Origin of the sequence: Pandoraea sp. NE5 (assembly GCF_024363545.1) — a bacterium.
GTDB classification, from domain to species: Bacteria; Pseudomonadota; Gammaproteobacteria; order Burkholderiales; family Burkholderiaceae; genus Pandoraea; species Pandoraea cepalis.
In genome coordinates this window covers 2,541,420-2,560,779 of record NZ_AP025517.1, presented here as the reverse complement: position 1 = coordinate 2,560,779, position 19,360 = coordinate 2,541,420, and the positions used below count along the sequence as shown (strand labels likewise).

At 63.3% G+C, this 19,360-nt stretch carries 18 protein-coding genes; 9 read left to right on the top strand and 9 right to left on the bottom strand.

Features of this window, described 5'->3' with window-relative positions:
• Positions 1–38: 38 nt before the first annotated feature.
• Positions 39–662, bottom strand: a complete 624-nt coding sequence (locus PanNE5_RS11755) for an iron transporter (protein WP_017235836.1) — start codon at positions 660–662, stop codon at positions 39–41.
• Positions 663–851: 189 nt separating this feature from the next.
• Positions 852–1,313 carry an Lrp/AsnC family transcriptional regulator gene (locus PanNE5_RS11750; RefSeq protein WP_261938028.1) on the bottom strand — a complete coding sequence of 154 codons (462 nt, stop codon included), beginning with the start codon at positions 1,311–1,313 and terminating at the stop codon, positions 852–854.
• Between the two features lie 422 nt (positions 1,314–1,735).
• Here PanNE5_RS11750 and PanNE5_RS11745 point away from each other — a divergent pair, with 422 nt between their 5' ends.
• The 5 genes from PanNE5_RS11745 (at position 1,736) to PanNE5_RS11725 (ending at position 5,399) form a co-directional block, all read left to right on the top strand.
• Entirely contained in the window at positions 1,736–2,551 is an 816-nt protein-coding gene (locus PanNE5_RS11745; protein ID WP_261938027.1) for an amino acid ABC transporter permease, read from the top strand.
• On the top strand, positions 2,548–3,201 hold the full coding sequence (locus PanNE5_RS11740; protein WP_017232991.1) for an amino acid ABC transporter permease: 654 nt from the start codon (positions 2,548–2,550) through the stop codon (positions 3,199–3,201). The genes PanNE5_RS11745 and PanNE5_RS11740 overlap by 4 nt, the downstream gene beginning before the upstream one ends.
• A complete protein-coding gene (locus PanNE5_RS11735) occupies positions 3,185–3,913 on the top strand; it encodes an amino acid ABC transporter ATP-binding protein (RefSeq protein ID WP_017232990.1) in 729 nt (242 codons plus the stop codon). Before PanNE5_RS11740 ends, PanNE5_RS11735 begins: the two co-directional genes overlap by 17 nt.
• A gap of 43 nt (positions 3,914–3,956) precedes the next feature.
• Positions 3,957–4,754 carry a transporter substrate-binding domain-containing protein gene (locus PanNE5_RS11730; protein ID WP_017232989.1) on the top strand — a complete coding sequence of 266 codons (798 nt, stop codon included), beginning with the start codon at positions 3,957–3,959 and terminating at the stop codon, positions 4,752–4,754.
• 159 nt (positions 4,755–4,913) lie between these two features.
• On the top strand, positions 4,914–5,399 hold the full coding sequence (locus PanNE5_RS11725) for a cytochrome c family protein (protein WP_315973432.1): 486 nt from the start codon (positions 4,914–4,916) through the stop codon (positions 5,397–5,399).
• A gap of 30 nt (positions 5,400–5,429) precedes the next feature.
• On the opposite strand, the gene PanNE5_RS11720 is transcribed toward PanNE5_RS11725, so the two are convergent.
• The 4 genes from PanNE5_RS11720 to PanNE5_RS11705 form a co-directional block, all read right to left on the bottom strand.
• Positions 5,430–6,917 carry a SulP family inorganic anion transporter gene (locus tag PanNE5_RS11720; protein WP_017232987.1) on the bottom strand — a complete coding sequence of 496 codons (1,488 nt, stop codon included), beginning with the start codon at positions 6,915–6,917 and terminating at the stop codon, positions 5,430–5,432.
• A 73-nt stretch (positions 6,918–6,990) separates the two neighbouring features.
• Positions 6,991–8,340, bottom strand: coding sequence for a glucarate dehydratase (gene gudD / locus PanNE5_RS11715; RefSeq protein ID WP_017232986.1), 1,350 nt, complete (start codon positions 8,338–8,340; stop codon positions 6,991–6,993).
• 46 nt (positions 8,341–8,386) lie between these two features.
• Positions 8,387–9,469: an SMP-30/gluconolactonase/LRE family protein gene (locus PanNE5_RS11710; RefSeq protein ID WP_261938026.1), complete on the bottom strand. Its 1,083-nt coding sequence runs from the start codon at positions 9,467–9,469 to the stop codon at positions 8,387–8,389.
• Between the two features lie 39 nt (positions 9,470–9,508).
• Positions 9,509–10,804: an MFS transporter gene (locus PanNE5_RS11705; protein ID WP_232424563.1), complete on the bottom strand. Its 1,296-nt coding sequence runs from the start codon at positions 10,802–10,804 to the stop codon at positions 9,509–9,511.
• Between the two features lie 348 nt (positions 10,805–11,152).
• Here PanNE5_RS11705 and PanNE5_RS11700 point away from each other — a divergent pair, with 348 nt between their 5' ends.
• Positions 11,153–12,136 (top strand): LacI family DNA-binding transcriptional regulator, encoded by a 984-nt coding sequence (locus PanNE5_RS11700; RefSeq protein WP_315973431.1) that lies wholly within the window; start codon positions 11,153–11,155, stop codon positions 12,134–12,136.
• A gap of 127 nt (positions 12,137–12,263) precedes the next feature.
• Entirely contained in the window at positions 12,264–12,656 is a 393-nt protein-coding gene (locus PanNE5_RS11695) for a hypothetical protein (protein ID WP_150562573.1), read from the top strand.
• Positions 12,657–12,697: 41 nt separating this feature from the next.
• Here the strand turns inward: PanNE5_RS11695 and PanNE5_RS11690 are convergent, their stop codons facing one another.
• Together PanNE5_RS11690 and PanNE5_RS11685 are read right to left on the bottom strand one after the other, a co-directional pair.
• Positions 12,698–13,471, bottom strand: a complete 774-nt coding sequence (locus tag PanNE5_RS11690; protein ID WP_261939838.1) for a hypothetical protein — start codon at positions 13,469–13,471, stop codon at positions 12,698–12,700.
• A 120-nt stretch (positions 13,472–13,591) separates the two neighbouring features.
• The gene (locus PanNE5_RS11685) at positions 13,592–14,653 is read right to left on the bottom strand and encodes a DMT family transporter (RefSeq protein WP_026131770.1); all 1,062 of its coding nucleotides are present in this window, start codon (positions 14,651–14,653) and stop codon (positions 13,592–13,594) included.
• A 129-nt stretch (positions 14,654–14,782) separates the two neighbouring features.
• Here PanNE5_RS11685 and PanNE5_RS11680 point away from each other — a divergent pair, with 129 nt between their 5' ends.
• The gene (locus PanNE5_RS11680; protein WP_261938023.1) at positions 14,783–15,763 is read left to right on the top strand and encodes a chromate resistance protein; all 981 of its coding nucleotides are present in this window, start codon (positions 14,783–14,785) and stop codon (positions 15,761–15,763) included.
• Positions 15,760–16,944 carry a chromate transporter gene (locus PanNE5_RS11675; RefSeq protein ID WP_261938022.1) on the top strand — a complete coding sequence of 395 codons (1,185 nt, stop codon included), beginning with the start codon at positions 15,760–15,762 and terminating at the stop codon, positions 16,942–16,944. The genes PanNE5_RS11680 and PanNE5_RS11675 overlap by 4 nt, the downstream gene beginning before the upstream one ends.
• Before the next feature lie 48 nt (positions 16,945–16,992).
• Here PanNE5_RS11675 and katG read toward each other — a convergent pair whose 3' ends face one another.
• Positions 16,993–19,167: a catalase/peroxidase HPI gene (katG, locus tag PanNE5_RS11670; protein ID WP_017232973.1), complete on the bottom strand. Its 2,175-nt coding sequence runs from the start codon at positions 19,165–19,167 to the stop codon at positions 16,993–16,995.
• Positions 19,168–19,360: the final 193 nt, after the last annotated feature.

The window sequence follows — 19,360 nt, the reverse complement described above, 5'->3', positions numbered from 1 at the left end:
CCCGCAGGCCAACGCCGAGTCAAATTCATGCGGGCGACTTAGTACCCGCCCTTCTTGCCAATTCCCGAGAAAGTGAAATCCACTTCCTTGGTCACCGGCTTGAACCACGGACCCACGCCGGTTTCCTTGTCGACGTGACGGCCAAAGCACCACGGGCCCATGCCCCCGTGCGCCGCGTGGGCGTCGGCGGCGGGCATGCCGCCCATCTTGCAGCCGAACGCCTGCAGCGTGCCCGGTGCGTTGACGACCATCGTCAGCTTGTACTTGCCGACACCGGCCAGCTTGACGTTATCGCCGTAGTGCGGACCATCGCTCGCGACCATCGGCATCATCAACCCTTCGATGGATGCGCCCTCGGGGGTCTTGCCGTCGCTCTTCATCTTTTGCAGCTTGTACGTGATTTCCAGCCCGGGAATCCAGTCGCCTTCGGCGTAACCGTTCGGGTTCTTGGCAATCGCATGAATATCCGCTTCGAGGTGGATGTCCGACTTGGCGGCGTCGCGCATCATGCCGGCCGGTTCCATCGAGATCGGTTGGAGATACACCGTGTTGATCTCCATGCCCGCCACATTCAGCGGCTTACCAATGGGAAATTCGGCGGCATTCGCCAGGGTGGCTGCACCGACGAACAGCGCCGCAGCCACGAGGGATTTCACGCGCATACACACTCCAGATTGACAAAGAAGTTAATGCAAACAATTCTCAGTAATTTTAGCACTAACACATTCGTCAGACAAACCACGAAGTCAAGGCAACACGGGGATGAACGGGAAATTCGAGCACAGCGCGAGCGCCAGCGGGCGCGCGGCGCGATTCTTGGCCGACGTTTACGAAAAATTACTGGGCGATGCTCAGGGCAACACGCCCCCCCGGTCGATCTTGCGGGCGAGCACGACCGACGTTGTCGTCCGGGTGACGCCGTCGATCTCGCCGATGGTGTCGAGCAGCGCGTCGAGCTGGTCTGCCGACGCCGCGTGCAGCCATGCCACGTAATCGAACTCGCCGCTGACGGTGCACAGCAGGTGAATCTCGGGCATCTTGTTCAGGCGCCGCAACACGTCGCGCCCGGAGCGCGGTTGCACGCTGATGCCGACACAGGCCTGCAACCCGCCTCCGGCGGCGTCCTGCCCGAGTCGTACCGTATAGCCGGCGATCACGCCCGCCAGCTCTAGCCTCGTCAGGCGGGCCACCACGGTCGTGCGCGCCACGCCGAGACGGCGCGCCAGATTGGCCGTGCTCTCGCGCGCATTGACCCGCAGCAGGGCGAGCAGGTTACGGTCGAGTTCGTCGAGGGCGGTCGCGGACAGCGTCATCGGATTTCGCCTTGAATGTCACGGTTGGAATGGCAAAGCGCGATTATAGAACCAGGAACCGCGCCGCCGCGCTCGGCGCTTCCCGACTGCCCAACCGTCCGACGCCCCCCCCGACGTCAAGAGATACGATGACACGCAGACAAAATCCGTCCTCATCAACCCGCCGTTGAGGCCGCCTCACGCGGCGTGCGGTTGCTTGCCCCACCGGCCAGAATCCCCTTTAACCCTTTCCCCGACAAGGCGAAAGCCAAGGGTATCCCCCCAATCCTCCGCTATTGACAACGCCGTATCGCGATGCGCAAAATCGCATCACTTATATGACGACGTACAAGAAAGACCCACCACAGTGATTGCGGGTGCCGTGACCGCAATGGACTGCCTGGCGCGTCGGCCCCGAACGTCACCGGAGACAGGCGCTTGCCATGCATTTCTCGTTGAATTTCGCCCCACTGCTCCCCTACTGGCCAGTATTCCTGGATGGCGCGTGGCTCACGCTGAAGATGACGGTGATTTCGGTTGTCCTCGGCACCGTCGTCGGTACGCTCGTGGCCTTTGCCAAGCGCAGCCGCCACCGCTGGCTCTCCCGCCTGTGCGGCATTTATATCGAAGCGGTGCGCAACACACCGTTCCTCGTCCAGATCTTTCTACTGTATTTCGGCCTGGCCAGCGTAGGCGTGCACATGCCGACGTTCGCCGCGTCGGTCATTGCGATGGTGATCAACATCGGCGCGTACGCGGCGGAGATCATTCGCGCGGGGCTCGAATCGGTGCCGCGCGGTCAGATCGAGGCCGCCGAGTGCCTGGGGCTGCCGAAATGGCGCATCGCGTGGCACGTCATGCTGCAACCGTCCATCGAAAAGGTCTATCCGGCGCTCACCACCCAGTTCATTTTGATGATGCAGGCCTCGGCCATGGCGTCGCAGATTTCCGCCGAGGAACTGACGGCCGTGGCGAATACCGTGCAGTCGGACACGTTCCGCTCGCTCGAAACCTATATCGTCGTGGCCGCCCTCTATCTGTGCCTCTCGCTGCTGGTCAAGCTCGTGGCGTGGGCCGCCGGCGAGTACTTCTTCAAGCGCCGCCGCATCGTGCGACGCGCCGCCGCGCAGACCGCTCAGGCCGCACGCCGTCGGGCGGCCGCGTCGCGCGCCGCCGGCCTGAACGCCCCGGGCAACGCCGGCACGCCGGGCGCTTCAGGCACATCCGGTACCAACGCCGCGCAACGGAGCGCCTCATGATGGGCAATTTTTCCTGGACCTATTTCAACTATCTGGTGCAGTCCATCGGCTGGACACTCGTGCTCTCGCTCATCGCATTCGTCCTCGGCAGCGCGGGCGGCTTTGTCGTGATGCTCGGACGCATCTCGCCGCGCCGATGGCTGCGCTTGCCTGCGCAAGTGTTCATCGAGGCAATTCAGGGCATTCCGCTGCTGATCCTGCTGTTCATCGTCTACTTCGGCCTGTCGGTGTATGGCTTCGAGTTACCCGCCATCGTGGCGGCCGCGCTGGCATTGATGGTGTACACCAGCGCCTACCTGGGCGACATCTGGCGCGGCTGCGTCGAAGCGATGCCGCGGGCGCAGTGGGAGGCCGCGGAGTGCCTGTCGCTCTCGCGCTGGCAGACGCTGCGTCTGGTCATCATTCCGCAGGCGGTGCGCCTGTCGCTGCCACCGACCATCGGCTTCCTGGTGCAGATCATCAAGATGACGTCGCTCGCGTCGGTGATCGGCTTCGTGGAGCTGACGCGCGCCGGACAGATCATCAACAACTCGATTTTCCAACCCTTCCTCGTGTTCTCGTTGGTCGGGGTGTTTTATTTCGTGCTGTGCTACCCGCTCTCGCGCTGGAGCGCATCACTGGAGGACAAGCTCAATGTCGGCAATCGTTAAGGTCAACCAGATTCACAAGCGCTTTGGCGACAACCCGGTGCTCAAGGGCGTGTCATTCGAAGTTGAACGCGGCCAGATGGTGGCGGTCATCGGCGCCAGCGGCTCGGGCAAGAGTACGGCCCTGCGCTGCATCGATCGTCTGGAGACCATCGACGAAGGCTCCATCGAAGTGTGCGGCATTCGCGTGGAAGATCCGCACATCGACCTGCATCAATTGCGCCGCGAAGTCGGCATCGTCTTCCAGAGCTACAACCTGTTCCCACACCTGAACGTGCGCGAGAACATCATGCTCGCGCTGCGGCACGTCAAGCGCATGGCGCGCAGCGAAGCGCAAGACGTGGCCAAGCGCGTGCTCGATCAGGTGGGACTGTCGGACAAGGCCGAGAGCTATCCCGAGCAACTCTCGGGCGGCCAGCAGCAGCGCGTGGCCATTGCGCGCTCGCTCGCCATGTCGCCGAAGGTCATGCTGTTCGACGAAGTGACGTCGGCGCTCGACCCGCAGCTTACGGGCGAGGTGCTGCGCGTCATGGAAGACCTCGCGGCGAACGGCATGACGATGGTGCTCGTCACGCACGAAATGGCATTCGCCAAGCGCGTCGCCGACCAGATCATCTACATGCATCAGGGCAAGGTGTGGGAAGTCGGTCCGGGCGACATGCTCGACAACCCGCAAACGCCCGAACTGCGTGCATTCCTCGCCAACGGCCTGTAGTCCGGCCACGCAAGACAATCCATTATTCCAAGGAGACACCCGCATGAAACTCAAGACGTTCCTCACCCAAGCTTGCGCCGCCGCTCTGCTCGGCGCCGTGGCGCATGCTGCCCTCGCCGACCAGCTCGACGACATCAAGAAGGCAGGCAAGATCCGCGTCGCCATCGCCATGGGCACGCCGCTGTACTCGTATGCCGACGCGAACCTGCAACCGGTGGGCTCGGACGTCGAAACGGCCAAGCTGCTGGCACAGGATCTGGGGGTGAAGCTCGACATTGTGTCCGTGACGAACGCCGCACGCATCCCCACGCTGCAGTCGAACCGCGCCGATATCGTGGTGGCCGATCTCGCGATCTCGCCGGAGCGTGAGAAGGTGATCGATTTTTCGATGCCGTACGCGGTCATCTCGATCATCGTCGGCGGCCCCAAGAGCATGGTCATCAAGGGCTATGACGACCTGAACGGCAAGCGCATCGGTCTCACGCGCGCGACCGTCAACGACACGCTCACCACGCAGAACGCCAAGGGTGCGCAGATCGTGCGCTACGAAGACGACGCGACACTCATCACGTCGATGGTGACCGGTCAGGTCGACATCTTCTCGAGCACGCCGTCGAATCTCGGCGAGATGCAAAAGCGCGCCCCGGAGAAGAACCTCGAACTGAAGTTTGCGCAGACGGAATTCAATCTGGGCATCGCGCTCAACAAGAATCAGCCGGCGCTCAAGGATTGGATCAACCATTGGGTGAAGACCAATCTGAAGAACGGCAAGCTCAACGCGATCTACAAGAAGTACCACGGTCGCGATCTGCCGGAGAGCGTGATCAAGGGCGCGGCGTAAGACCGCTGCCGCCTGCGGCGAATGGCCGTCGATGCTCTGGCGTCGACGGCCGCGACACGATGTCGCACCGCCTTCGCACGGGAATCGCTGGTCGCGCCGGAGGGAACGCGGTAAGTTAGCGGCTTGCCTTCGACCCGTTCCCCGGCTGCACGCCCTCCGATGACTGCCCGCTCCGCTTTCCAGATCTTCGCTGTCCCGCGTGTCGTACGACTCGCGCCACTCCCGCCATTCCCGCCACTCCCGCCACTCCCGCTTGTCGCCCGCCGACGCCGCGTTGCGCCAACGCTCGCGCTGCTCGGCGCGCTGAGCGCGCTCGCGTCGCCCGCCATGGCCGCTGGCGACGTGGAAGCCGGCAAGGCGATGTTCGCGGCACGCTGTGCGTCGTGCCATGCGGTCGGGCCCATGGCGACGTCGGGCTTCGGCCCGCAACTCAACCGCGTCGTCAACCGCCGCGCGGGCAGCCTGCCGGACTACGATTACTCGACGGCGATGAAGCAGTCCGGCATTGTCTGGGACGACAAGACACTCGCCACCTTCATTGCCAATCCGGGCAAAACCGTACCGGGAACGAAGATGCGCTTCTGGGGCATCGGAAACGAGCGCAAGGTGGCCGACTTGCTGGCCTACCTGCACACGTTCAAGTAACGCGCGACGGCCATCGCCCGCAAGCGTGCCTCAGGCCTCGACGAGGCTCACACCGGCTCGTTCCAGCAGGCGTTGATTGCGCGACGAAAGGTTGACGAAGCGCACGTTTCGACCCGACGTCCGATAACGCTCCCTGAGCGTCTCGAACGCCACGATGGCCGAGTGATCCGCCACGTGCAGAGACCGGCAATCCACAACGATCCGGCGGACATCGGACAACGGCTGGAACAGGTCCTGGAAATTGGCGGTCGACGCAAAGAACAGCGTGCCATGAAGCACATAGGTACGGGCGTCGTCGCCGTTCTCTTGCACGTCGGCACGAATGTCGCGGGCATGCTGCCAGGCGAAGTTGAGTGCGGCGATAACAATGCCACACATCACCGCGACGGCCAGATCCGTGAACACGGTGATGACCGTCACCGCGACGATCACGAGCGCGTCGTTGCGAGGCACTTTGCCGAGTACGCGAAGTGAGCCCCAGGCGAACGTCTGCTGGGCGACGACAAACATCACACCGACGAGCGCCGCCAGCGGAATGCGCTCGATGAGCGGTGACAGGCAAAGCACGAACAGCAGGATCATGATGCCAGCCGTCACCCCCGAAACGCGGCTGCGTCCGCCCGAACTCAGGTTAATCATGGTCTGGCCGATCATGGCGCAACCGCCCATGCCCCCGAACATTCCGGATACGACATTCGACGCGCCAAGCGCGAGGCATTCTCGATTCGGACGGCCGCGCGTTTGCGTGATCTCGTCGGTGAGATTGAAGGTGAGCAGCGTCTCCAGCAAACCGACCATCGCCATGAGCGATGCGTAGGGGAAGACGATCCGCAACGTCTCCAGATCGAAAGGCACTTGCGGCAGATGGAGCGACGGGAGTGCCCCGGCAATGTGCGCCATGTCGCCGAGCGTACGCGTGGGCAGGTGCAGTCCTTGGCTGAAGAGCCCGACGCCAACGATGGCGACGAGCGCGGGCGGCACGGCCTTCGTGAGGCGTGGCAGCCCATAGACGATCAGCATCGTGAGCGCAACCAGCGCGCACATGATTGCCAGCGGTGTGCCTTGCAGCCAGACGTCGCCGTGCGGCGTGGCTCGCTTGAAATGTGCCAGCTGCGCCATGGCGATGACAATCGCGAGCCCATTCACGAAACCGATCATCACCGGGTGCGGCACCATGCGAATCAGCTTGCCGAGACGCAACAGGCCGAAGAGCATCATGAGCACGCCGCCCAGAACGACGGTCGCCAGCAGATATTGCACGCCGTGTTGGATGACCAGTGCGACGATGACCACCGCCATCGATCCGGCCGCCCCCGAGATCATGCCGGGACGACCGCCGAAGATGGCGGTGAGCGCGCAGACGATGAAGGCCCCGTAGAGGCCCATGAGCGGATTGACTTGAGCGACCAGCGCGAAGGCGATGCACTCGGGCACTAGCGCGAACGCCGTGGTCAGACCGGCAAGCACGTTGCCGGGGAGATTCGGTAGCCACTGCTCCCGAAGTGTTTGAGACTTCATAAAATAACGTTCCGCATGGGACGCGCATTTTACCAGCCTCCGATGTTTTCCACCGATGCTCGAGCGAAGTGCCTCAGCGCACGAGGCACGGACGCTTGTTGTCGAACGTCCAGTTCGGAATCAGGTACTGCATCGCGACCCCGTCGTCGCGCGCACCGAGGCCATGCTGCTGATACAGCGCGTGCGCCTTCTCGACTTCGTCCATATCGAGTTCTACGCCGAGGCCCGGCACTTCCGGCACCTTCACTTTGCCACCGACGATCTGCAACGGATCGCGCGTGAGGCGCTGGCCGTCTTGCCAAATCCAGTGCGTGTCGATCGCGGTGATCTTGCCGGGCGCGGCGGCGGCAACGTGCGTGAACATGGCCAGCGACACGTCGAAGTGATTGTTCGAGTGCGAGCCCCACGTGAGGCCCCAGTCGTTGCACATCTGCGCAACACGCACCGAGCCCTGCATCGTCCAGAAGTGCGGGTCGGCCAGCGGAATGTCAACGGATTGCAGTTGAATCGCGTGGCCCATCTGACGCCAGTCGGTCGCGATCATGTTGGTCGCGGTCGGCAGTCCGGTCGCACGACGGAACTCGGCCATCACTTCGCGGCCAGAATAGCCATTCTCCGCGCCGCACGGGTCTTCCGCGTAGGCAAGAACGTCGTGCTTGTCACGGCACAGGCGGATCGCTTCGGCAAGCGACCAGGCGCCGTTCGGGTCGAGCGTCACGCGTGCTTCCGGGAAGCACTCCGCAAGCGCGGTGGCCGCTTCCATTTCCGCGTCGCCTGAGAGCACGCCGCCCTTGAGCTTGAAATCGTTGAAGCCATAACGCGCCTTCGCGGCTTGCGCCAGACGCACGACCGCTTCCGGCGTCAATGCGACTTCCGTGCGCAGACGCTCCCAATCGTCGCGCCCTTGCGCGCCCGAGGCATACGGCAGATCGGTCTTGTTACGATCGCCGACGTAGAACAGGTAGCCGAGCATCTCCACCTCGTCGCGTTGCTGGCCTTCGCCGAGCAAGGCAGCGACCGGCACGCCAAGGTGCTGGCCGAGCAGGTCGAGCAGCGCGGCTTCGAGCGCCGTGACGGCGTGGATCGTGGTGCGCAGGTCGAAGGTCTGCAGACCGCGACCGCCCGCGTCGCGATCGGCGAACGCGGTACGCACGCGATTCAGAATCGCTTGCAGGTTGCCGATCGATTGACCGACGACGTAGGCACGCGCATCGTCGATCGTCTTGCGGATGGTCTCGCCGCCCGGCACTTCGCCTACGCCCGTGTTCCCCGCGCTGTCGGTCAGGATCACGATATTGCGCGTGAAGAACGGGCCGTGTGCGCCCGAAAGATTCATCAGCATGCTGTCGCGCCCGGCGACGGGAATGACGCGCAGTTCGGTGACGGTAGGCGTGGCGTTGACGCGAGTGAGAGTCGTGGACATAAGCGAAGTACCAGTAGTTGAGGGAAGCAGGCGAGCGTCGTGACGATCAGACGGCGCCCTCGGCTTCCACGTAAAGCGAATAAAGCGAATGCGAACTTGCCATATACAGCCGGTTGTTCTTCGGGCCGCCGAACGTCAAGTTCGCGCAGCGTTCCGGCAATCGGATAAAACCGATCGGCTTGCCGTTCGCGTTGAAGACCTTCACCCCGTCGAGGTCGGCGGAACTGACACCGGCGCGTCCGTCAGCGCCCCAGCCGCACCACAGGTTGCCATCCGTATCGACCGCGAAGCCGTCGAGCGCCCCGGCGCCGTGCGCATCGAAAAGCTTCGACTTGTTTGACAGCGTGACGCCGTTTGCGCCGACATCGTATTGCCACAGCACGCGGCTCGGCGTGGCCCGGCTATCGATCACATAGAGCTTCGACTCGTCTGGTGAGAACGCCAGGCCGTTCGGCCCGGCGAGGTCAGTGATCATCGCCTGCAACTCACCGTCCGGCGAAAGACGATAGACGGATGGCGGCAGCTCGGGCGTCGCCTTCTCGCCTTCCCAATGCCCCGCGATGCCGAAGGGCGGATCGGTAAACCAGAGGGCGCCGTTCGACTGGCAGACGACGTCGTTCGGCGAGTTCAGGCGCTTGCCCTGATAGCCGTTCGCGAGCACCGTGATCTTGCCGCTGTGCTCCGTGCGCGTGACGCGCCGCGTGAGATGCTCGCACGTGACGAGTCGCCCTTGCCGGTCTCGGGTGTTCCCGTTGCTCTGATTCGACGGCTGGCGAAAGACACCCCAATGCCCCGTCACTTCGTCATAGCGCATCATGCGATTGTTGGGAATGTCGCTCAAGACGAGGTAGCGTGCCGCGGGGAAGTACACGGGGCCTTCGGCCCAGCGCATTCCGGTCCCCAACTGCTCGACCGCGCTGCTGTAGAGCCGGTATTTCGCGAAGCTCGGATCGAGAATTTCGATGGCGACGTCCGGGTAGCGCGTGCTCGGCTGGAATGCCACCCGATGGGCATCGGGCGACCCGCCGAGCGGCTGCGCACCGGCGAAGGCATCCGCCGTCGCCATGGCGCTCGACGATGCGGCCTCGAGGGGCGAACCTTGCTCGTGCAATCCGCGGGCGGTATTCAATCGAATCTCCTTGCGATGGGACCGGTAGCCAGGTATGCGTTACGCCGCCAGCTCGAAGCGCTCGATCTTGCCCACGACGAACAGGTAGCACACGATCGCAATCAGCGCATTGGCGCTCACGAAGACCAGTGCCGCCGCGAACGAACCCGTGTCTTGCACGAGATATCCGATCACGATCGGCGTCGTGATACCTGCCGTGTTACCGAACGTATTGAAGAGGCCCGCGCACAGCCCGCTTGCTTGCTTCGGCGCCGTATCCGACACAACGGCCCAGCCCAGCGCGCCGATGCCCTTGCCGAAGAACGCCGCTGCCATGATGCCGACCACCACCCATTGGTTGTCCACGTAGTTGCAGGCGATCATGCAGGTCGACAGCAGCAGCCCGACGACGATGGGCACCTTGCGCGCGGTCGACGTCGAGAAGCCATGCTTCATCATCCGGTCCGACACCACGCCGCCGAGCAAGCCGCCGAGGAAGCCGGCAATCGCCGGGATCGACGACACGAAGCCCGCCTTCAGGATCGACATATGGCGCTCCTGCACGAGGTAGATCGGGAACCACGTCAGGAAGAAATAGGTGAGCGTCGTGATGCAGTATTGCGCGATGAACACGCCAAGCATCATGCGGCTCTTGAGCAGTTGCCTGAAAATCTTGCGCCCCTGCATTCCGTCGTTCGAACCCGCCGTCGCGACGCGACGCTGCGCGGCGACTTGTTTGTCTTCGAGGTCGATCATCGCACCGTGATCGGCAATGAAGCGGACTTCCGCGTCGTTCGCGAGCGGATGTTGGCGCGGCGCATAGATGGTCTTCAGCCAGACGCCGGTGAGCACGATGCCCAGCGCGCCCATCACATAGAACACGTACTGCCAACCGTACGCATGCGTGATCCAGCCCATGAGCGGCGTGAACAGCACGGCGGCAAAATACTGCGACGAATTGAAGATGGCCGACGCCGTGCCCCGCTCGGCCGTCGGGAACCACGTGGCGGTCATGCGCGAATTGCCCGGGAATGCCGGCGCCTCGGCCGCCCCCACGAGAAAGCGCAACGCGAACAGCGTGATGACCGCCATCGCCACCGGCAAGCCCGCGACCAGACCCTGCAGCGCCGTCACCAGTGACCAAAAGAAGATACTGCAGGCATAGACCCGCTTGGTGCCGAAGCGATCGAGCAGCCAGCCACCGGGAATCTGCGCGGCGACATAGGCCCATGCGAACGACGAGAACAGGTAGCCCATCGCGACCGGCGAAATACCCAGTTGGTGCTGTATGGCCGTGCCCGTAATAGAGAGCGTTCCGCGATCGGCGTAGTTGACCGTCGTGATCAGGAAAAGCATGAAAACGACCAGGTAGCGCGCCTTGCTTTGCCCCGCATAACGGCCATCGACGCCGCCTGCCGTCGCGGCCGCCGTGCCAAGCGCCTCATCCCGAGCCAAGGCTGCCCGCGTTACGCCATTTTCCATCATCGTCTCCGAAATGTTGTGTGATGTCTTATGTGTTGGAAGCATATGTTAGCGCAAACAGTCCGAAAATCCGGGTTTTCCCGGGATTAATACATATGACGTCGTATGTCATTGGGCTCTCTAATCGCGTTCTCTTATCGATAGAATGGATGAACACAGGGAGCCGCGATGGAAGAGCACTACAGGCCGTCCGCCAGTCGGCCGCCTCAGACGAACGACAACGTGACGTTGGAAGACGTTGCACGCCTTGCCGGCGTTACGGCGATGACGGTGTCACGCACGCTGAAGCGACCGGAACTCGTACGCGAAGCAACGCGGCAACGGGTGCTCGACGCCGTTCGCGTGACCGGCTACGTGCCCAACCTGCTGGCGGGCGCGCTTGCCACGAACCGGAGCCACCTCGTGGCGTTGCTGTTGCCGACGATTGCGACATCGATCTTCACGGAACTGGTGCAGACGATGATGTCGACGCTGGCCGCGTCGGGCTATGAAACGCTGCTGGGGCTAACGGACTACCGTCGCGAACGGGAAGAGCAACTCGTGCACACCTTGCTCGGCCGTCGACCGGATGCGATCGTCCTGACCGGCACAGACCACTCCCGCGTCACACGCGAGCGATTGCTCAAGACGAACGTGCCGATCGTGGAAGTGTGGGACCTGGCCGACGACCCCATCGACATGCTGGTCGGTTTCTCGCACGAAGCCGTCGGCCGCGCGGTGGTCGACCATCTGCTGAAGAAATCGTACCGGCGGTTCGCCCTGATGTCAGCCGACGATCCGCGCGGAATGCGCCGCAGTATCAGTGTCGTGGAGGCATTGAAGGCGCACGGAATGGACGATGTGCCGTTGGAAGTCCTGCCCGCGCCGGCAACACTGCAAGCGGGGCGCGAAGGCTTTGTACGCTTGCTCGACAAAGGATTGCCCGACGTGATTGTTTGCAGCACCGACATGCTGGCGCAGGGCATTCTCGCCGAGGCGGCGAGTCGCGGCATTGGCGTTCCTCAGCAAGTGGCGGTGATGGGTTTCGGCGATCTGAGCACCGCCGCCCACGTCCATCCGTCCTTGTCGACGGTCCGCATCGACGGGGCGATGATCGGACGCCTTGCCGCCGAGGCCCTGCTGCAGCGACTGGATGGGAACCCGCCCTTCAACGAAACGCTGCGTGTCGATACAGGGTTCACGATCATCGATAGAGAGAGCACGTGAGGGTCGTGTCGTCGACGGTCGCCGGGACCCGCGTGACCGAATGATGAACGGCTGACAGCTTGCCGAACCCAGGCGAACGCGCGCATGATGGCGCGTTTGCCGCCTCATCGACACGACTATACCCACCATGCCCGCCCCTCTGGACACCGCCACCCTGATCGATCTTGCACGACGCGCGCAAGCCAAGACGCCCGGTCCGTGTGCGTGCACGAAAACGCCGCTCGACGGCTGGCAATCCCAGCCGGTTTCCCTCGACGAAACCCTATTGCGGGAGATCGGCACCTTGCTCGCGGAAGACGCTCCGGAACCGACCGTTGCCGAATACCTGCCGGGCAAGACGACGTACTGGGCGGACGATGCGCCGATCGCCCCGCGCTACTTCCCATACAACCGCTGCAGCGTGTGGGAATGCACGTCGTGCGCTCGGCTGTATCTGCGCTACACGGAAGGCGGTGGTTATTTCGTCGATCGACGGATTCGCGCAGTGCGTCTGGCCTTGATCGAAGACGTCCCGCTGTAGTCAGCGCTGGTGCTGGCGCGCAGCAGCCCACGCCGTTGGCATCATCGAACGCCGTCGTTCAACGCGTGACCCGATGCGTCCGCGCGGCGCCACTGACCTGATTGCGGGCAAACCTCGACCCTGTCGCCATTGCGCCACACTTGCTCGTCATTCACCGTCGTCGGGCCCGATGGGTCGACGTCGAAAGCGACATTGAGCGCTTGTGCGACATGGATATCCTCGATCGGAAGCTCCCAGGTCAGGAATACCTGCGTGCCATCTTGATCTACCGGGAAGTCGCCCGCATCGAAGACGTGGCTGCCGCGTTGAATCACCCCATGCGGCTGGCAGGTATCGAATATCAGCACCGTCCCCCGGGTCAAAGGAATGCGAAGGTCCAATCCGGGGAAATGAACGTCCTGCCCCTTGTCTTCGCTCAGGAACAAATTGCAGAAGGCCGCGCCGCCGTACTGTTCTCCGTCGTGGTGATACCTCGCACCACGGCACGCCATGAGCGCGACGTCCTTCGACGCGAGCGACCCGGGCAAGCCAAGCGTACCCGTCCAATCGGACGCGGCCTGCACATAGTGCGAATAGTTCGGCCAGCGCGCCCGCGCGCGTGCCAGCGGCATCACATCGACATCCCCGGCACCCAGCGTCATGCGCAGCGATAACTCCCTCGTCCAATCGGCGAGCAGGCGCGTTGGCAGCTCAGGCACGTCGACAGTACCCGACAACACAACGTCGCTCACGCACCGCCTGCGGATGGCGTCGCCACTCCAAAAGTACGAAGTGAGGTGGTTTGGGGTGGGAGGTTGTGGAGCGTTTCGGCGCATCGTCAATGTAATGAAAGGGACCGGAATGCACCGCGCGCCGGACGGCTGCTTCAACCACATCCATGGCGCGATCCCGAGGTGTCGCTGCATGCTGCCCCGACTTCGGACCGACCCCACCGGCTAGTGCCGATGCCGGTGATGGATGTCGGGAAAATGCGCATGCGAATGCGTGATGGGTAGATGTGCGTGCGCGTGCGTGTGCGGCGCATCGCCGGCATAAGGAAAGTCGTGTTCGTGCTGATGATGTTCGTCGTGGCGGTGACGATGCGTATGCTCGAGCCGCTCGTGCGTATGCGCATGTTCGTGCCGCTCACGCACATGCAGCCAGATACCGACCGCCATGAGTCCGGCAGCCAACGAAAAAGTCAGATCAGGCCATGCGGGCCAGATGATCAGAGAAAGTATGACGCCGAACAGCGGCGCCACCGAAAAGTAAGCACCAGTACGCGCGGTTCCGAGATTGCGCAGCGCGACCACGAACAGCACGAGACTGATTCCGTAACCGGCAAGCCCTGTCGCCATGGCCGCGGCCACTGTCCCTGGCGACGGCAGCGAAGCACCCGCCGCGAACGCAATGCCAAGATTTACCGGACCCGCCGCCAATCCTTTCAGACACGCAATCACCATTGCGTCGTTTGCCGAGACCTTGCGCGTGAGGTTGTTGTCGATAGCCCAGCACATACACGCACAGACGATCAACAGCGCGCCCACCGGCAAACCCACCCCGCCAGGGTGCCATGAGAGAAGCACGCCGCCCGCGACGATCGCCACCATGCCGAGAAAAACCTGGAGGTCCACGTTTTCCCGGAAAACCACCCAGGCAATGACGGCCGTCAGCACGCCCTCGAGGTTCAACAGCAGCGAACTCGTTGCCGCCGGGGTGCTCGACAGCCCCAGCATCAGCAACGCCGGGCCGGCGACACCCCCCATCGCAATCGCGCCGATCAGCCACGGCAGCTCGCCCCGCTGGATGCGATGGTCGCTGCCGGCATGACGCCCACGCCCACTCAACGCGCGCCACGCGATCCCGACACCCAGCCCCAAGCCGCTCCCCAGATAAAACAGCCCGGCCAGCATGAATGGACTGACGGCGCCGAGCATCGCTTTGGCGAGCGGTGTCGCGGCGCCGAAAAGCGCCGCGGCAGCCAAAGCGGTGAATACCGCGCTGTATCGGAATTTCACGGTCGTCAAATCTCGCATCGTCTATTGGGGGAAGTGTACTGGCCCCCAGCCGGCTCGGCGGACAAAACCCGGTCGATCAAACGAAAAGTAAACTTGTAGAATATATTACGTTGACGTAATGTCATCTACATGAAACAGATTTCCACCTGGTCTCTGCTAGTGCTGTCACTGCCGACGGAAAATGCCACCGCGCGCATGCGGTACTGGCGCGCATTGAAAGCCCGGGGCTGTGCCGTTCTGCGGGACGGCGTTTATCTGCTGCCCTACAACGCCGAGCGTGAAGGCATGCTGCGCGAGCTTGCCGAATCCATCAGCGACAGCGGCGGCACCGCGCATCTGCTGCGCACCCCAAGCCTCGACGCGGCGCAGGAGGCGTACTTCCGCGGGCTGTTCGACCGATCCGACGACTACGACAACCTCGTCCAATCGCTCGCCGAGGCACGCAAGGCGGTGTCTGCGCAGTCGCCTGCCGAGCTGGCCCGGTTGCAACGGCGGCTGCAAAAGGACTATGAGAGCGTTGCCGCAGTCGATTACTTCCCCACCGCGGCTGCCGCACGCGCGGCAGCCGCGTGGGGGGACTTCGTCTCTCATGTCGAGACGGTCCTGTCGCCGGGTGAGCCGCATGCGGCCCACCAGCCCATCGCCCTCCTCAAGCGCGAGGACTATCAGCGGCGAATCTGGGCGACACGTCGTCGCCTGTGGGTAGACCGGGTAGCGAGCGCATGGCTGATTGGTCGGTTTATCGACCTCGAGGCTCGGTTCGTGTGGCTCGAGTCGCCCAAGGCGTGTCCCGCGGACGCGCTCGGCTTCGATTTCGATGGCGCCGCATTCACGCACGTCGACGACCGGGTGACTTTCGAGGTTTTGCTCGCGACGTTCGGTCTCGATCACGACGCGGCGCTGCTGCGCCTTGGGCAACTGGTTCATTCACTGGATGTCGGCGGCGAGTCGGTGCCGGAGGCCAGCGGCTTCGAAGCCGTGTTGGCTGGCACGCGCGACGGTGCGCCCGACGATGATCAGTTGCTCGACGCGATGATGCCGGTTCTCGACGCGCTCTACGCGCACTTTGCCGCCAGCACGAAGCACAAGGAAAGCAGGAGCCGCCCGTGAGCACGACCACCGCCTCCGCACCGAGCTACACGCTGGGTCAGATGGTGCTTTACATGCTGCGGCTTGGCACCTTCGGTTTCGGCGGTCCCGTGGCACTGGTCGGGTACATGCATCGCGATCTTGTCGAAGGGCGCGGCTGGATTACCGACGCGGACTACCGCGAGGGCTTGGCACTGGCGCAGATGATGCCCGGCCCGCTCGCCGCGCAGCTCGGCATCTATCTTGGCTACGTCCACTATCGTGTGGTTGGCGCGACGCTCGCTGGCATCGCCTTCGTCCTGCCGTCGTTTGCGATGGTGGTTCTGCTCGGATGGGCTTACGCGCACTTTGGCGGTCTGGCCTGGATGCAGGCGGTTTTCTACGGCGTCGGCGCGGCCGTCGTGGGCATCATTGCCATGAGCGCGTACAAGCTCACCACAAAGACGGTGGGCAGACACCGGCTCTTACTCGCGATCTACCTGACGCTGGCTGCCGTCACGGTGGTCACCGAATCGGAGATCGCGTGGCTGTTCATTGCGGGAGGTGTCATCAACTGGCTGGTTAAGGCACCGCCCAAATGGCTGGGCAAAGGCGGCATCAACGCAGTTGCGTTGGCGCAGTTGCCGCCGGCAAGCGGCGTAATCAGCGGTCTCGATTGGCCTCTGCTTGGCCAACTCGGTCTGTTCTTCACAAAGGCCGGCGCCTTCGTGTTCGGCTCGGGACTCGCCATCGTGCCGTTTCTATATGGCGGGGTGGTCACCGAGCACCACTGGCTCAACGACAAGCAGTTCGTCGACGCCGTCGCGGTGGCGATGATCACACCGGGGCCCGTTGTCATTACTGTCGGCTTTATCGGTTATCTCGTGGCTGGATTGACGGGGGCGTGCGTTGCCGCGCTCGGCACGTTTCTCCCCTGCTATCTCTTTACTGTGCTGCCGGCGCCGTACTTCAAGAAGTACGGCAAGCTGCCCGCGATACGGGCCTTCGTCGACGGCATCACAGCAGCAGCCGTAGGCGCGATCACGGGATCGGTCCTTGTCATCGCACGCCGCTCGATCGTCGACTGGCCCACGCTGCTGATGGCGGTCGTGACCATCGCCTTGTTATGGCGCTTCAAACGTCTGCCGGAGCCGGTGGTTGTCTTGGCGGCGGCGATCATTGGCGTGCTGATTTATCCGCTCATCCGCTCGCACGGTGTCTGAACGCCCCCCGCAGCCGTGCCCGGGCTGCGGGGGACGCCCCATCGGGAATTACGCCAGGTCGAACCGATCGGCGTTCATGACCTTCGTCCAGGCGGCGACGAAGTCCTGCACAAACTTCTCTTTATTGTCGTCCTGTGCGTAGACCTCCGCATAGGCCCGCAGCACCGAGTTCGAGCCGAAGACCAGATCGACACGCGTGGCCGTCCATTTCACTTCGCCGGACTTGCGATCGCGGATTTCGTATAAATTGTTGCCCGCGGGCTTCCAGAGGTTCGCCATGTCGGTCAGATTGACGAAGAAATCATTCGTCAATGCGCCAACGCGGTTCGTAAGCACGCCATGCCGGGTGCCCGCGTGGTTGGTGCCCAGTACGCGCATGCCGCCCATCAAGGCCGTCATTTCGCACGCCGTCAGCCGCATCAACTGGGCGCGATCGAGCAGCAGTTCCTCCGGGCTCACCACATATGCCTGCTTCAGCCAATTGCGGAACCCATCCGCCACAGGCTCCAGGACGTCGAACGACGCCACATCGGTTTGCGCTTGCGTGGCATCGCCACGCCCCGGTGCAAAAGGCACGGTGACGTGAACACCCGCCGCCTTGGCCGCCTGCTCCACACCGACGTTACCGGCCAGCACGATCACATCGGCCACGCTGGCGCCCGTCTCGGCCGCGATCTTCTCCAGCACGGCCAACACGCTGGCCAGACGCACCGGCTCGTTGCCTTCCCAATCCTTCTGCGGTGCCAGACGAATGCGTGCGCCGTTGGCGCCGCCGCGCTTGTCGGAACCTCGGAAGGTGCGCGCGCTGTCCCACGCCGTCGCCACCAGATCGGCGATGCCGAGGCCGCTGGCGACGATTTTTGCCTTCACCGCAGCCACGTCATAATCCTTGCGGCCCGCGGGAACCGGGTCTTGCCAGATCAAGTCCTCCTTCGGCACATCCGGGCCGAGGTAGCGGGACTTCGGGCCCATGTCGCGGTGCGTCAGCTTGAACCATGCGCGAGCGAAGACTTCCGAGAAATACGCCTGATCCTGGTGGAACCGTTCCGAGATTTTCCGGTATGCCGGATCCATCTTCATGGCCATGTCGGCGTCGGTCATGATCGGCTTGCGGCGGATCGACGGATCTTCGACATCCACGGGCATGGCGTCTTCCTTGATGTCGACCGGCTCCCACTGCCACGCGCCGGCGGGCGACTTCTGCAACGCCCACTCATGGCCGAGAAGCATGTCGAAATAGCCGCCGTCCCACGTCGTCGGGTGCGTGGTCCAGGCCCCTTCGATGCCACTGGTGACCGTGTCGCGCCCCACACCACGGCTGACCGCGTTGATCCAGCCCAGCCCCTGCGCGTCGACATCCGCACCTTCCGGCGCCGGGCCGAGATTGGCCGCGTTGCCATTGCCATGCGTCTTGCCAACGGTGTGGCCCCCAGCGGTCAGGGCGACCGTTTCCTCGTCGTTCATCGCCATGCGCGCGAAGGTCTCGCGCACGTCACGCGCGGTCTTCAGCGGATCGGGCTTGCCATCGACGCCCTCCGGGTTCACATAGATCAACCCCATCATGACTGCCGCCAGCGGGTTTTCCAGATCACGTTCGCCGGAGTAGCGGCTGTTCGGGTTGTCGGTGGGCGCGAGCCACGCCTTTTCGGATCCCCAGTAGATATCCTTTTCCGGATGCCAGATATCTTCACGTCCGAAGCCGAAGCCGAAGGTCTTCAACCCCATCGATTCGTAAGCCAGCGTGCCGGCGAGAATGATCAGGTCCGCCCAGCTCAGCTTGTTGCCGTACTGCTTCTTGATCGGCCACAGCAGACGACGGGCTTTGTCGAGATTGGCATTGTCCGGCCAGGAGTTGAGCGGCGCGAATCGCTGATTGCCCGTGCCGCCGCCGCCTCGCCCGTCGGCGATGCGATAGGTGCCTGCAGAGTGCCAGGCCATGCGGATCATCAGGCCGCCGTAGTGCCCCCAGTCCGCCGGCCACCAGTCCTGACTGTCGGTCATCAGGGCCTTGAGGTCTTTTTTGAGCGCATCGACGTCGAGCGTCTTGACGGCGTCCCGATAGTGAAACGACGCCCCCATCGGGTTGGTCTTGCTGTCGTGCTGATGCAGGATGTCAAGGTTCAGCGCCTTGGGCCACCAATCCATGTGGGACATCTCCGCCGACGTGGCACTGCCATGCATCACCGGGCACTTGCCAGAAGCACTCGCGCTTTTGCTTTCCATTTCTCGCTCCATACGTTGCATGAAATCAGACGATCGGATCTGCATCCGGGCGCAGATACCAAAAAGTACCAGATTCGGCGAAGGTCAGCGCGGCAGCGGTTCCGGGGGCTGCGGGAAGGCGTCATGCACCACGTGGGGCCGTGACAATGGGTAAAGCAAAGCAGTACTCGCTGACGCGCGTTTGAAATACGAC

Bases quoted from the DNA above. Each gene is read 5' to 3' on its own strand.
- PanNE5_RS11735 (WP_017232990.1), top strand. From the start codon at position 3,185: ATGTCGGCAATCGTTAAGGTCAACCAGATTCACAAGCGCTTTGGCGAC.
- PanNE5_RS11740 (WP_017232991.1), top strand. From the start codon at position 2,548: ATGATGGGCAATTTTTCCTGGACCTATTTCAACTATCTGGTGCAGTCC.
- PanNE5_RS11690 (WP_261939838.1), bottom strand. From the start codon at position 13,471: ATGCGCCGAAACGCTCCACAACCTCCCACCCCAAACCACCTCACTTCG.
- PanNE5_RS11695 (WP_150562573.1), top strand. From the start codon at position 12,264: ATGCCCGCCCCTCTGGACACCGCCACCCTGATCGATCTTGCACGACGC.
- PanNE5_RS11745 (WP_261938027.1), top strand. From the start codon at position 1,736: ATGCATTTCTCGTTGAATTTCGCCCCACTGCTCCCCTACTGGCCAGTA.
- PanNE5_RS11750 (WP_261938028.1), bottom strand. From the start codon at position 1,313: ATGACGCTGTCCGCGACCGCCCTCGACGAACTCGACCGTAACCTGCTC.
- katG (WP_017232973.1), bottom strand. From the start codon at position 19,167: ATGGAAAGCAAAAGCGCGAGTGCTTCTGGCAAGTGCCCGGTGATGCAT.
- PanNE5_RS11705 (WP_232424563.1), bottom strand. From the start codon at position 10,804: ATGCTTTTCCTGATCACGACGGTCAACTACGCCGATCGCGGAACGCTC.
- gudD (WP_017232986.1), bottom strand. From the start codon at position 8,340: ATGTCCACGACTCTCACTCGCGTCAACGCCACGCCTACCGTCACCGAA.
- PanNE5_RS11725 (WP_315973432.1), top strand. From the start codon at position 4,914: ATGACTGCCCGCTCCGCTTTCCAGATCTTCGCTGTCCCGCGTGTCGTA.
- PanNE5_RS11680 (WP_261938023.1), top strand. From the start codon at position 14,783: ATGAAACAGATTTCCACCTGGTCTCTGCTAGTGCTGTCACTGCCGACG.
- PanNE5_RS11730 (WP_017232989.1), top strand. From the start codon at position 3,957: ATGAAACTCAAGACGTTCCTCACCCAAGCTTGCGCCGCCGCTCTGCTC.
- PanNE5_RS11720 (WP_017232987.1), bottom strand. From the start codon at position 6,917: ATGAAGTCTCAAACACTTCGGGAGCAGTGGCTACCGAATCTCCCCGGC.
- PanNE5_RS11755 (WP_017235836.1), bottom strand. From the start codon at position 662: ATGCGCGTGAAATCCCTCGTGGCTGCGGCGCTGTTCGTCGGTGCAGCC.